This is a genomic window from Tistlia sp., assembly GCF_040905785.1.
In the GTDB taxonomy this organism is placed as follows: domain Bacteria; phylum Pseudomonadota; class Alphaproteobacteria; order Kiloniellales; family DSM-21159; genus Tistlia.
On record NZ_JBBDQW010000038.1, the window covers coordinates 18,887 to 31,275 of the forward strand.

The following is a 12,389-nucleotide window of genomic DNA, read 5'->3' on the forward strand; positions in this document are numbered from 1 at the left end:
AATGCAGCAGGCGGCCGGGCGGCGCATCTCTGGCATCGCGCTGCCGCCCCTCCGGGCGGCGGCCGAATCGCTGACGGCGAGGGCCCGCAGAGCATGGCCGAACAGGTGGCCGACGACATCACAGCCGACGAGGTGGCCTCGGTCCGCGAGCAGAAGGCCACGCTGAAGCGCCAGGAGGCCGAGCAGGCGCCGGCCGGCGTCGACGCCCCGCGGCAGTCGCTCTACGCCGACCGCGTGAAGGTCTACCCGCGCCAGGTCCGAGGCACCTTCCGGCGCCTGAAGTGGGCGGCGCTCGGCATCCTGCTGGCGATCTACTACCTGGTACCCTGGATCCGCTGGGACCGCGGGCCCGGGGCGCCCGACCAAGCCGTACTGATCGACATGCCGGCGCGGCGCGCCTACTTCTTCTTCATCGAGATCTGGCCGCAGGAGGTCTACTACCTGACCGGTCTGCTGATCCTGGCGTCGATCGGCCTGTTCTTCGTGACCTCCCTCGCCGGCCGCGTCTGGTGCGGCTACGCCTGCCCCCAGACCGTCTGGACCGACCTCTTCATGTGGGTCGAGCGCCTGATCGAGGGCGACCGCAACGCCCGCATGCGCCTCGACCGCCAGCCGCTCTCGGCCGGCAAGGTCGCCCGCAAGGCAGCCAAGCACGGCGTCTGGCTGCTGATCGCGCTGGTCACCGGCGGCGCCTGGATCATGTATTTCAAGGACGCCCCCACCCTGGTCCGCGAGCTCGCCACCCTGGAGGCCAGCCAGACCGTCTGGCTGTTCATCGGGCTGTTCACGGCGACGACCTACCTGCTGGCCGGCTGGGCGCGCGAGCAGGTCTGCACCTACATGTGCCCCTGGCCGCGCTTCCAGGCCGCGATGTTCGACGAGGACACCCTGATCGTCACCTACCAGCGCTGGCGCGGCGAGCCGCGCGGCAAGCTGAAGAAGGGCGAGAACGACGACTGGTCCCAACGCGGCGACTGCATCGACTGCAAGGCCTGCGTCGCGGTCTGCCCGACCGGCATCGACATCCGCGACGGCCAGCAGCTCGAATGCATCAACTGCGCCCTGTGCATCGACGCCTGCAACGACGTCATGGCGCGCATCGGCCGGCCGCCGAACCTGATCGCCTACGACACCGAGGCGAACCAGATCGCCGCCGAGCAGGGCAAGCCGAAGCCGCGCTACAAGCTGCTGCGCGTCCGCACGCTGTTCTACGCCCTGCTGCTGGTGGGCGTGTCGGCGATCATGCTGGGCCAGCTGCTGTTCCGCGACACCCTCGACATCAACGTTCTGCACGAGCGCAACCCGCTGTTCGTGACCCTGTCGAACGGCGACATCCGCAACGGCTACACGGTCAAGCTCCTGAACAAGACGCGCGAGCCGCGCGCCTTCGTGCTGACCTTCGAGGGCATCCCCGGCGCCACCATGGAGGTGCTCGGCCAGCAGGCCGGCGGCCAGCGGGTGCCGCTGGTCGCCGAGCCTGACTCCGTCGCCACCTACGACATCCAGGTGCGCGCGCCGCGCAGCGAGGTGACCGAACCGAGCCGGCCGGTCACCTTCACCTTGACCGACCCGAGCCGCGGCGAGACGGTGGTCTACGACAGCGTCTTCAGGGGACCCGAGCGATGAGCCCGACCGAGACTTCCCTGCCCTCCCTGCGCCGGCGCCTGTTCGACAACGGGCGCTGGATTCCCTGGACCTTCGTCGGGATGTTCGGGGTCGTGCTGCTGGTCAACGGCATCATGGTGGCCGTCGCCCTCGACAGCTGGACCGGGCTGGTCGAGCACAACTACTTCCGGCGCGGCATGGAATACAACAAGGCCCTGGCCGCCGCCGAGGCGCAAGAGCAGCTCGGCTGGCAGGTCGAGGTCGCCGGCGCGAGCGAGCGACCCGGCGCGCTGGACCTGCGGCTCGCGGTCGCCGACCGCGAGGGCCGGGCCTTCGCCGCCGACCGCGTCGTGGCGACGCTGGAGCGGCCGACCCTCGCCGCGCTCGACCGCGAGGTCGCCTTCGAGGCCGTGCAGCGGGGCCGCTACGCCGCGACCCTGGAGACCCTGCCGCCCGGGCCCTGGGACCTGCGCCTGGTCGTGCACCGGGGGCCGGACAGCCACGAGTCCGTCCAGCGCCTGGTCGTGAAGTGACGCCATGAGCCTGACCGAGACGGGGCCAGCCACCCCGATCGCCCGCCCCGCCGCCCCGCCGTCGGCACGGCCGACGCCGGCGGCCGAGGCGCCCGGCATCGACGCCGCGGCCTACGTGCAGCTCGCCGAGGACGGCGCCTGGCGCCTGCACCTCCTGGTCGAGGGCATCCACTGCGGCGGCTGCGTGCGCCGGGTCGAGCGCGCGCTCGACGCCCTGCCCGGCGTCGAGCAGGCGCGGCTCAACTTGACGAGCCGCCGCCTGAGCGTCGCCTGGCGTGGCGAGCGCCATTTCGCCGCGGAGATCGCGCGCGCCGTCGAGGCGCTCGGCTACAAGGTCGTGCCCTACGAGCCCTCGCGGCTGACCGCCGAGGAGGCGCGCAGCGAGACCGAGCTGCTGCGCTGCCTGTCGGTCGCCGGCTTCGCCGCGGCCAACGTCATGCTACTCTCGGTCTCGGTCTGGTCGGGCGCCGGCGAGGAGACCGGCTCGGCGACCCGCGACCTGCTGCACTGGTTCTCGGCGCTGATCGCGCTGCCGGCGATCGCCTATTCCGGCCGGCCCTTCTTCCGCTCGGCGCTGGCGGCGCTGAAGGCGCGCAGCACCAACATGGACGTGCCGATCTCGCTCGGCGTCCTGCTCGCCGCCGGCATGAGCCTGCACGAGACCGCGACCAGCGGCGCCCATGCCTACTTCGATTCGGCCATCACCCTGCTGTTCTTCCTGCTGGTCGGGCGCTACCTCGACCGCCGCGCGCGAGGCCGTGCCCGCTCGGCGGCCGAGCGGCTGCTCGCCCTCGGCGCCCAGGCGGTCACCCTGCTCGGCGCCGACGGCAGCCGGACCCTGGTGCCGCCCGAGCAGGTCGAGCCGGGCGCCACGGTGCTGGTCGCCGCCGGCGAGCGCATCGCCGTCGACGGCGAGGTCGCCGCCGGCAGCTCCGAGATCGACAGCCAGCTGATCACCGGCGAGACCCTGCTGCAGCCGGCCGGCCCCGGCACCCGGATCTTCGCCGGCACGATCAACGTCGGCGCGCCGCTGCGCCTGAGCGTGACGGCGACCGGCGAGCGCACCCTGCTCGCCGAGATCGTGCGCCTGATGGAGTGCGCCGAGCAGCGCAAGGCGCGCTACGTCGGTCTCGCCGACCGGCTGTCGCGGATCTACGCGCCGGTGGTCCACCTGGCGGCGCTGGCCGCCTTCCTCGGCTGGACGCTGCTCGGCGGCCTCGCCTGGCAGCCGGCGCTGCTGATCGCCGTCGCCGTGCTGATCGTGACCTGCCCCTGCGCGCTCGGCCTGGCCGTGCCGGCGGTCCAGGTCATGGCCAGCGGCCGTCTTCTGCGGCGCGGCATCCTGCTGAAGTCGGCGACCGCCCTGGAGCGCCTGGCCCGGGTCGACACGGTGGTCTTCGACAAGACCGGGACCCTGACCGAGGGGCGTCCGGAGCTGCACCGGGAGGGGCTGCCCCAGCAGGCCCTCGAGGAGGCGGCCGCCCTGGCCGCGAATTCGAAGCATCCCCTGGCCCGCGCCCTGGCGCGCGCCTGCCCCGGCGTCGCCGCCGCCGAGGGCGTGATCGAGATCCCGGGCTGCGGCCTGGAGCGCCAGGGGCCGGCCGGAATCCTCCGCCTCGGCAGCCGCCGCTGGCTCGGCTTGCCCGAGACCGCGGCGGAAGGCGTCGACAGGCTGGGACCGGAGCTCTGGCTCCAGCGGCCCGGGCGGGCGCCGGTGCGCTTCGGCTTCGAAGACCGGCTGCGCGCCGACGCCGGCGAAGTCGTGGCCGCCCTCAAGCGGCGCGGCCTCGCGGTCGAGCTGCTGTCCGGCGACCGCGCGCCGAGCGTCTCGGCCGTCGCCGGGCGGCTCGGGATCGCCGTGGCGCGGTCCGGGATGACGCCGGCCGACAAGGTCGCCCGGCTCGAGGCTCTGGCCCGGGAGGGACGCCGGGTGCTGATGGTCGGCGACGGCCTCAACGACGCGCCGGCCCTGGCCGCCGCGAGCGTCTCGCTGTCGCCCTCGAGCGCCATCGACATCAGCCAGACCGCGGCCGACGCGGTGTTCCAGGGCGACCGCCTGGCGCCGGTGCTCGAGCTGCTCGAGGTCGGGCGCCGCTCCGAAACCCTGGTGCGCCAGAACTTCGCCCTGGCGCTGCTCTACAACCTCTTCGCCGTGCCGCTCGCGGTCGCCGGCTTCGTGACGCCGCTGATCGCCGCCGTCGCCATGTCCGCCTCCTCGCTGACCGTGATCGGCAACGCCCTGCGGCTCGGCCTGGGCCGGCGCGGCGCCGCACGCGCGGCGGCGGCGCCTTGACCATCCTGCTCTACCTGATCCCGGCCGCCCTGTTCCTGGGCCTGCTCGGCCTCGCCGCCTTCCTCTGGTCGCTGAAGAGCGGCCAGTACGACGACCTGGACGGCGCCGCCGAGCGCATCCTCTACGACGAGGAGAACGAGCCCCAAGAGGCGCCACCCGAGCGGGATACCCGCCCCGGCGGCTGACCCCGGCCGACCGCCCCTGCCCCGCTCCACGCGTCGAGGTTGCCCCGGCCCTGCGCTCCGGGGTACCTAGCGTGTAGGGACCGCGGGCGAGGCGATGGCTGCGTTCAGGATGACCATGGAGATCGACGGCAGGGGCATCGTCCTTGCCGTCTACAGCGGCGAGTTCACCGCCTCCGACTGGCTGCGCCAGCGCCGCGCCGTGGTCGACAGCCGATTCAGCCCGGAGGACTACGACGGCCGTCCCGTGGTCATCGACATGACCGCCTGCCAGCTGCCGCGGCGCGACTGGTCGGAGCATTTCCAGGAGGCTTCGCGCTTCCTGAAGGGGCGGCGGCCCAAGCCGTTCCGCCTGGCCATGATCATCGGCGACGATCCCGGCGCCGAGGCTGGCCTCGCCCTCTTCGCCGAGTACCAGAAGCTGCTGCACCATCCCGACTCCGAGGTCCGCACCTTCCGCAGCGGCGAGGAAGCCTATGCCTGGGCGCTGGCGGGGCTGCAGCCGCCGGAACGCACCGAGGCGTGACCGCGGCGGCTCCAGCCGGGTGCCTAAACCCGGAATAGACGGGGCCGACAGCGGTGCCGACGCCGGAGCCGACCGGGGGCCGGCGTGGGTGCGCCGGCCGCGAAAAAAAGAGGTGGAATCGGCCGAATGGCGAGCTTCAGCATGACCATGGAGGTCGACGCCCAGGGCGTCGTCGTCGCCTCCTGCGAGGGCGTGTTCGACGCGGCGCAGTGGGTGCGCCAGCGCCGCGAGGGCTTCGAGAGCCGCTACCCGCTTGAGGCCTACGACGGGCGGCCGGTGGTCACCGACCTGCGCCACTGCCGCCTGCCGGCGGGCGACTGGGCCCAGCAGTTCAAGGCGGTCGCCGACGACATGAAGCACCGGCGCCGCAAGCCCTTCCGGCGCGCCCTGATCGTCGGCGGCGAGCTGGGAATCGAGCTCGCGGTCGCGCTCTTCGCCGAGTACCAGATGATCTTCCATCACCCCGAGGTCGAGACCCGGGCCTTCCGCGACTACGACCAGGGCTACGCCTGGGCCCACGCCGTCCTGGCGGACGAGACGGCGCCCGCCGAAACAACCAAGGCCGAAACGACGAAGGCCCCGGAACCCCGGGGCCTTCGCTCGGATCCGCCGTCGCGCTGAGAGGTCAGCGCGAGTAGTACTCGATGACCAGGTTCGGCTCCATCTGCACGGCGAAGGGCACGTCGGCCAGCTTCGGGCCGCGCAGGAAGGTCGTCTTGACCTCGCGGTCGTCGACCTCGATGTAGTCGGGCAGGTCGCGCTCCGAGGAGCTCATGGCCTCGAGCACGATGGCCAGCTCGCGGCTCTTCTGCTTGACCTGGATGACGTCGCCGTCCTTGACCCGGTAGGAGGGAATGGTGACGCGCTGGCCGTTGACCAGGACGTGGCCGTGGTTGACGAACTGGCGCGCGGCGAAGACAGTCGGCACGAACTTCGAGCGGTAGACGACGGCGTCGAGGCGCCGCTCCAGCAGCTCGATCAGGTTCTCGCCGGTGTCGCCGCGGCGGCGCGTCGCCTCTTCGTAGTAGCGGCGGAACTGCTTCTCGCCGACGTCGCCGTAGTGCTGCTTCAGCTTCTGCTTGGCGCGCAGCTGGGTGCCGAAGTCCGACGGCTTGCGGCGGCGCTGGCCGTGCTGGCCCGGGCCGTACTCGCGCTTGTTGACCGGGCTCTTCGGGCGGCCCCAGAGGTTCTCGCCGAGGCGGCGGTCGATCTTGTACTTGGAATTCTGACGCTTGGGCAAAGCCCCACTCCTTCGTTTTGCAGAGTCTTGTCCCGGTAGTCCGCCGGCTCGCGTCGACGGCGGGGCCGGGGCATGCCGAGAGGCGCCCAGACCCGCTTTCCCGGGAAGGAAGGCCGGGACTATACGCAGGGCGCCCGGGATGTCAAACCTAAGCGCATGCCGAACCACGATTCCCTTTCGGCCGGCGCGAGGCAGCGCTACGGCTTCTGGGTCACCCTTGCCGGCGTGCTGGCGCTCTGCCCGGACACGCTGCTGGTCCGCCTGATCGACACCGACGTCTGGACCCTGGTGTTCTGGCGCGGCCTGCTGATGGGCGCCGGCCTGCTCGTCCTCTACGCCGCCGGCGCCGGGCGCGGCTGGCTCGGGCGAATCCTGCACATCGGCTGGCCCGGCATCGGCGCGTCGCTCATGTTCGCCGGCAACGCCATCTGCTTCGTCGTCGCGCTCGACCTGACCACGGTCGCCAACACGCTGCTGATCGTCTCGACCTCGCCCTTCTTCGCGGCATTGCTGTCCTGGATCTTCCTGGGCGAGCGGGTCTCGCTGCGCACCGCCCTGGCGATCCTGGTCGCCTGCTGCGGCATCGCCCTGATTTTCTCCGGCTCCCTGTTCGGCGGCGAGCAGAGCGGCAGCCTGTGGGGCGACGTGGCGGCGCTGGGCACCGCGCTCGGCATGGCCGGCGGCTTCGTCGTCGTGCGCCGGCACCGGCGGGTCAACATGATCCCGGCGATGGCCCTGGGCGGTCTGGTCGCGGCCGCCCTCGCCCTGCCGCTGGCTGCGCCCCTGGCGCTCGACGGCCGGCAGTTCGGCCTGACCCTGGCGATGGGCCTGCTGCTGCTGCCGGTCGCCTTCGGCCTGATCACGATCGGGCCGCGCTACATCCCGGCGCCGGAGGTCGGCCTGCTGCTGCTGCTGGAGACCGTCGCCGGCCCCCTGATCGTCTGGGCCGTGATCGGCGAGGCCGCCTCACCCGAGGCGCTGGTCGGCGGTGCCGTCGTCGTCGTCACCCTCGCGGTCCATTCCCTCATCGGCCTCCGGCAAAGCCGGCGCGCCGGCCGGCGGAGCCCCGCCGCCCTGCGCGCGGCCCAACTTGGCGCCGAGCAGCGCGGAGAGCACGCCCTGTAGCGTGCGGACCTCCTGGTCGGTCAGCTCGCTGCGCAGGAAGATGGCCCGCAGGTTGCGCGCCATGCCGCCGCGCTTCTCCGCCGGGTGGAAGAAGCCGACGCGCCCCAGCTCGCTCTCCAGCCGCTCCAGGAACCCGAGCAGCCGGCCGCGCTCGACCGGCGGCGAGGCGTTGGTGGCCAGCCGCCGCTCGGGCAGCTCGACGCCGGCTTGGTACCACTCGTAGCCGGCCAGCAGCACGGCCTGGGCGAGGTTGAGCGAGGAATAGGCGGGATTGAGCGGCACCTGCAGCAGGGTGTCGGCGAGCGCGACCTCGTCGTTGTCCAGGCCGGTGCGCTCCGGGCCGAACAGGATGCCGACCCGCTCGCCGGCCGCGACGTGGCCGCGCGCCTCGAGCGCCGCCCGGCGCGCCGTGACCACCGGCTTGACCTGCTCGCGCTGGCGCGCGGTCGTGGCGAAGACCCGCGTCAGGTCGGCGACCGCGGCGGCGGCCGTGGGATAGAGCGTCGCGCGCTCCAGCACGAGGTCGGCGCCAGAAGCCGCCGCCACCGCCGTCGGGTTCGGCCAGCCGTCGCGCGGCGCGACCAGGCGCAGCTCGGTCAGGCCGCAGTTCAGCATGGCGCGCGCGCTCATGCCGATGTTCTCGCCGAGCTGCGGGCGCACCAGGATGACCACGGGTCCCGGCGTCTCGGCGGCCAGGGCCGCCCGGTTGGTGCCTGCCAATCCGCCCTCCTAGGCCGCCGGCGCGAGGCCGGAGCGGAACAGCTTCCAGACGATGGCGTCGGCCAGCGCGTTGAAGGAGGCGTCGATGATGTTCGGCGAGACCCCGACCGTGGTCCAGCGACCCGACCGGCCGCGGCTCTCGATCATCACCCGGGTCACCGCCTCGGTGCCGGCCTGGGGCGTCAGGATGCGCACCTTGTAGTCGACCAGGCGCATCGTCTCGAGCACCGGGTAGGCCGGGTTGAGGGCCTTGCGCAACGCCTTGTCGAGGGCGTCGACCGGGCCGTTGCCGTCGGCCACGGTCATCAGCTCGCGCCCGCCGATCTTGACCGTCACCGTCGCCTCGGACTCGGTGACCAGCTCGCCACGGGCGTTCCAGCGCCGGTCGTCCATGACCCGGAAGCGGCTCAGCTCGAAGTAGTCCGGCACCTCGCCGAGCTCGCGGCGCGCCAGCAGCTCGAAGGAAGCGGCGGCGGCGTCGTAGGCGTAGCCCTCGAACTCGCGGCGCTTGACCTCCTCGACCAGGCGGCCGACGCGCCGGTCGTCGGCCTCGACCTCGACGCCGATCTCGCGCAGGCGGGCCAGGATGTTGGAGCGGCCGGCCTGGTCCGAGACGACGATGTGGCGGCGGTTGCCGACGCTCTCCGGCGGCACGTGCTCGTAGGAGCGCGGATCCTTCTCGACAGCCGAGACGTGCAGGCCGCCCTTGTGGGCGAAGGCGCGCTCGCCGACGTAGGCGGCGTCGGTCCGGCTCGCCCGGTTGAGCCGCTCGTCGAGCAGGCGCGAAAGGCCGGTCAGCTGGGACAGGGCCTTGGCGTCGACTCCCGTCTCCCAATCGGTCTTGAGCGCCAGGGTCGCGATCAGCGAGACCAGGTTGGCGTTGCCGCAGCGCTCGCCGAGGCCGTTCAGGGTGCCCTGGATCTGGCGCGCGCCGGCCTCGATCGCGGCCAGGGAGTTGGCGACCGCGTTCTCGGTGTCGTTGTGGCAGTGGATGCCGAGGCGCGCCTCGGGCAGCGCCGCGCGCACCTCGCCGACGATCCGCCGGACCTCGTCGGGCAGCGTGCCGCCGTTGGTGTCGCAGAGCACCAGCCAGGAGGCGCCACCCTCGGCCGCCGCCTTCAGGCAGTCCAGGGCATAGCCGGGATTGGCCTTCCAGCCGTCGAAGAAGTGTTCGGCGTCGAACAGCGCCTCCTCCTTGCGGCCCGCCATATGGGCGATCGACTCGCGGATCAGGTCGAGGTTCTCAGTCAGCGGGATGCCGAGCGCGAGGTCGACGTGGAAGTCCCAGGTCTTGCCGACCAGGCAGACCGCCGGCGCGTGGGAATCGGCGAGCGCCGCCAGCCCCGGATCGTTCTCGGCCGAGCGGCCCGGGCGCCGGGTCATGCCGAAGGCGACGAAGCGCGCGCGGCCCAGCGCCGGCGGCTCGGCGAAGAAGGCGTCGTCGGTCGGGTTGGCGCCGGGCCAGCCGCCCTCGACGTAGTCCAGGCCGATGCGGTCGAGCGCCTCGGCGATCGCCACCTTGTCGGCCACGGTGAAGTCGACGCCCTGGGTCTGGGCGCCGTCGCGCAGCGTCGTGTCGAAGAGGTGGATGCGCTTGTCGGACAAGGCGCGCCTTCCGGCCCGGTCGGGCGATTGAGCGAGGGGCCTTGACCTAGCCGAGGTCGGCGCCCGGGGGCAAGCGATCCCTTCCGCCCGGGGCGCGCTCAGCCGGCCGCCCGCAGCCGCTCCAGCGCCCGCTCGCGGCCGATCAGCGGCAGCAGCTCGGACATCTCCGGCCCGTGCGGCTGCCCGGTCAGGGCGAGGCGCAGGGGCAGGAACAGGGCCTTGCCCTTGCGCCCGGTCGCCTGCTTCAGGGCCTCGGTCCAGGCCCGCCAGGTCTCGCCGCCCCAGGGCTCGGGCGGCAGCAGGCGGGCGGCCTCGGCCAGGTAGTCCGGCTCCTCGACGAGCGGGCGGATGGCGCCGCGGGCGACCCGGTGCCACAGCGCCGCCTCCCCGCGCCGGGCGAGGTTGCCGCGCACCGCCAGCCAGAGCGCCTCGTCGAAGCCGGCGAGGCCCTGCGCCTCCAGCCAAGGCCGCACGCTTTCGTAGGCCATGCCATGCAGCAGGCGGGCGTTGAGGTGCGCCAGCTCGACCGGGTCGTACTTCGGCGTCGCGCGCCCGAAGCGCCCGACGTCGAAGCCCTCGACCAGCGCCTCCAGGCTCTGCCGCGGCTCGAGCGGGTCGGGCGTGCCGAGCCGGGCGAGGTAGCTGGCGAGCGCCAACGGCTCCAGACCCTCCTCGCGCAGGCTCTCCAGGGACAGCGAGCCGAGCCGCTTGGACAGGCCCTGCCCCTTCTCGTCGGTCAGCAGCGGCAGGTGGGCGAAGATCGGGGCCGCCCCGCCCAAAGCCTCCAGGATCTGGAGCTGCACGGCGGTGTTGGCGACGTGGTCCTCGCCGCGCAGCACGTGGGTGACGCCGAGCTCGAGGTCGTCGACGACGCTGGAGAGGGTGTAGAGCGGCCGGCCGTCGGCGCGCAGCAGCACCGGGTCGGACAGCTTGTCGCCCTCGAAGCGCTGGAGCCCGCGCACCGCGTCGTGCCACTCGATCGGCCCATGCTCCAGCCGGAAGCGCCAGTGCGGCCGCCGGCCCTGCGCCTCCAGCTCGGCGCGCGCCGCCGCATCCAACCCGAGCGCCTCGCGGTCGTAGAGCGGCGGCCGGCCCGACTTCAGCTGCAGCCTGCGCTTGAGCTCCAGCTCCTCGGCGGTCTCGTAGCAGGGGTAGAGCCGGCCCGCGGCCTTCAGCCGCTCGGCCGCCGCGGCGTAGTGCTCGTGCCGGCCGGACTGGCGGGCGAATTCGTCCCAACCGAGGCCGAGCCAGGCGAGATCCGCCTCGATGCCCGCGGCGAAGGCGGCCGTCGAGCGCTCGGCGTCGGTGTCGTCGAGGCGCAGCAGGAAGCGGCCGCCCGCCTTGCGCGCCCACAGCCAGTTGAGCAGCGCGATGCGGGCGTTGCCGACGTGCAGCCGCCCGGTCGGGCTGGGTGCGAAGCGCACTTTCATAGGACCTACCATTGCGTTACTGTCCTGTAGATCAACCGAGGCTTGAGACAACGATCAGAGGCTCGCATGGCACAACAACTAAAGTCTTGCTTCGTTATCTCTCCCATCGGCGAAGAAGACACGTCGATTCGGAAGCGGGCTGATCAGGTTCTAAATCATATTATCCGTCCGGCTGCCAGCGAGTGCGGCTACACACCATTTCGGGCAGACGAAATTGACAAACCTGGGATAATAACGACACAAGTCCTACAGCATATTGTAGACGATGATCTGGTCATCGCGGACCTAACGGGAATGAACCCAAACGTATTCTACGAGCTAGCAATAAGGCATGTAATAAGGAAACCCTACATACATATGATTGTGAAAGGCGAAAAAATTCCTTTCGACGTGGCTGCCTCAAGAGCAATCTTTTATGACCCAACAGACCTTGATAGCGCAGCAGAAGCTAAAGCCTCAATCGTAAAGCAGATAAAAGAGACAGAAAAAGATCCTAACAATATAGAATCTCCCGTTTCTGTCTCGGTTGACCTTCAACGTCTAAAGCAAAGCGAAGATCCGGAAGAGCGGTCTCTCGGAGATATGATTTCTCTGATGACCGACATATCTATGAGACTGTCGAAGATCGAATCTGGAGTGGTTCAAGAAGAAGACAGGTTCAGCCTTTCAGAAGTCCTGAGCATGCTGCACAGAATACAACGACGCCTCTACCAGGACGAAGAAGATGATGCGTCCGTGCGCACATACTGGTTCAATCCCTCAAAGTCATTTACGAACACCATTTCCAGAGCTGAGGCGATCAATAACAAGGTTGCTAGACTCTATTACTTAGCCGCCATTTTTGACAGGAGATTGCCATGGGCTAATATTATGCTTATCGAGATGGCTAATAGCCTATCCCAAGAAAATTTTGACCGATTTCATAACATTAGAGATTCATTCAAGAATCTTCTTATGTTCGAGCAGTATAGATTGCAAACTGATGGCGATTCCAAGCGCGCCCACAGTCTTATTCTAATGGCCGAACACCTGCTCCCTCTCATCGAAGCCTTTTGAGCACCTGCTCCCTCTCATCGAAGCCTGACGCCGGACGAGATGCCTGAGGCCTCGGTGAAGGCCGGGAGACTTAA

At 70.6% G+C, this 12,389-nt stretch carries 11 protein-coding genes and 1 pseudogene; 8 read left to right on the plus strand and 4 right to left on the minus strand.

Annotated elements, in window-relative coordinates:
* Window positions 1-93: 93 nt before the first annotated feature.
* The 6 genes from ccoG to WD341_RS09395 all read left to right on the plus strand — a co-directional run bounded on the left by ccoG (window position 94) and on the right by WD341_RS09395 (window position 5,760).
* Window positions 94-1,626: a cytochrome c oxidase accessory protein CcoG gene (gene ccoG, locus WD341_RS09370; RefSeq protein ID WP_368425183.1), complete on the plus strand. Its 1,533-nt coding sequence runs from the start codon at window positions 94-96 to the stop codon at window positions 1,624-1,626.
* The gene (locus WD341_RS09375; RefSeq protein WP_368425184.1) at window positions 1,623-2,138 is read left to right on the plus strand and encodes a FixH family protein; all 516 of its coding nucleotides are present in this window, start codon (window positions 1,623-1,625) and stop codon (window positions 2,136-2,138) included. Before ccoG ends, WD341_RS09375 begins: the two co-directional genes overlap by 4 nt.
* A gap of 4 nt (window positions 2,139-2,142) precedes the next feature.
* A complete protein-coding gene (locus WD341_RS09380; RefSeq protein WP_368425185.1) occupies window positions 2,143-4,431 on the plus strand; it encodes a heavy metal translocating P-type ATPase in 2,289 nt (762 codons plus the stop codon).
* The gene (ccoS, locus tag WD341_RS09385) at window positions 4,428-4,616 is read left to right on the plus strand and encodes a cbb3-type cytochrome oxidase assembly protein CcoS (protein WP_368425186.1); all 189 of its coding nucleotides are present in this window, start codon (window positions 4,428-4,430) and stop codon (window positions 4,614-4,616) included. Before WD341_RS09380 ends, ccoS begins: the two co-directional genes overlap by 4 nt.
* A gap of 94 nt (window positions 4,617-4,710) precedes the next feature.
* Entirely contained in the window at window positions 4,711-5,139 is a 429-nt protein-coding gene (locus tag WD341_RS09390; protein WP_368425187.1) for a hypothetical protein, read from the plus strand.
* Between the two features lie 126 nt (window positions 5,140-5,265).
* Window positions 5,266-5,760, plus strand: coding sequence for a hypothetical protein (locus WD341_RS09395; RefSeq protein ID WP_368425188.1), 495 nt, complete (start codon window positions 5,266-5,268; stop codon window positions 5,758-5,760).
* Window positions 5,761-5,764: 4 nt separating this feature from the next.
* On the opposite strand, the gene rpsD is transcribed toward WD341_RS09395, so the two are convergent.
* The gene (rpsD, locus tag WD341_RS09400; protein WP_368425189.1) at window positions 5,765-6,379 is read right to left on the minus strand and encodes a 30S ribosomal protein S4; all 615 of its coding nucleotides are present in this window, start codon (window positions 6,377-6,379) and stop codon (window positions 5,765-5,767) included.
* A gap of 156 nt (window positions 6,380-6,535) precedes the next feature.
* On the opposite strand from rpsD, the pseudogene WD341_RS09405 reads away from it, so the two are divergent.
* Window positions 6,536-7,336, plus strand: a pseudogene (locus tag WD341_RS09405) (DMT family transporter); the annotation flags it as partial.
* Window positions 7,337-7,345: 9 nt separating this feature from the next.
* Here the strand turns inward: WD341_RS09405 and WD341_RS09410 are convergent.
* From WD341_RS09410 to gltX, 3 genes are all read right to left on the minus strand, one after another.
* A complete protein-coding gene (locus WD341_RS09410) occupies window positions 7,346-8,224 on the minus strand; it encodes an RNA methyltransferase (protein ID WP_368425190.1) in 879 nt (292 codons plus the stop codon).
* A 9-nt stretch (window positions 8,225-8,233) separates the two neighbouring features.
* The gene (cimA, locus tag WD341_RS09415; protein WP_368425191.1) at window positions 8,234-9,829 is read right to left on the minus strand and encodes a citramalate synthase; all 1,596 of its coding nucleotides are present in this window, start codon (window positions 9,827-9,829) and stop codon (window positions 8,234-8,236) included.
* A 98-nt stretch (window positions 9,830-9,927) separates the two neighbouring features.
* The gene (gene gltX / locus WD341_RS09420) at window positions 9,928-11,259 is read right to left on the minus strand and encodes a glutamate--tRNA ligase (protein WP_368425192.1); all 1,332 of its coding nucleotides are present in this window, start codon (window positions 11,257-11,259) and stop codon (window positions 9,928-9,930) included.
* 66 nt (window positions 11,260-11,325) lie between these two features.
* Between gltX and WD341_RS09425 the strand changes: the two genes are divergently transcribed.
* On the plus strand, window positions 11,326-12,315 hold the full coding sequence (locus tag WD341_RS09425; RefSeq protein ID WP_368425193.1) for a hypothetical protein: 990 nt from the start codon (window positions 11,326-11,328) through the stop codon (window positions 12,313-12,315).
* Window positions 12,316-12,389 lie beyond the last annotated feature (74 nt).

Coding starts and splice junctions, on each gene's coding strand:
- ccoG (WP_368425183.1), top strand. CDS start 94: ATGGCCGAACAGGTGGCCGACGACATCACAGCCGACGAGGTGGCCTCG.
- WD341_RS09375 (WP_368425184.1), top strand. CDS start 1,623: ATGAGCCCGACCGAGACTTCCCTGCCCTCCCTGCGCCGGCGCCTGTTC.
- WD341_RS09380 (WP_368425185.1), top strand. CDS start 2,143: ATGAGCCTGACCGAGACGGGGCCAGCCACCCCGATCGCCCGCCCCGCC.
- WD341_RS09390 (WP_368425187.1), top strand. CDS start 4,711: ATGGCTGCGTTCAGGATGACCATGGAGATCGACGGCAGGGGCATCGTC.
- WD341_RS09395 (WP_368425188.1), top strand. CDS start 5,266: ATGGCGAGCTTCAGCATGACCATGGAGGTCGACGCCCAGGGCGTCGTC.
- gltX (WP_368425192.1), bottom strand. CDS start 11,259: ATGAAAGTGCGCTTCGCACCCAGCCCGACCGGGCGGCTGCACGTCGGC.
- WD341_RS09425 (WP_368425193.1), top strand. CDS start 11,326: ATGGCACAACAACTAAAGTCTTGCTTCGTTATCTCTCCCATCGGCGAA.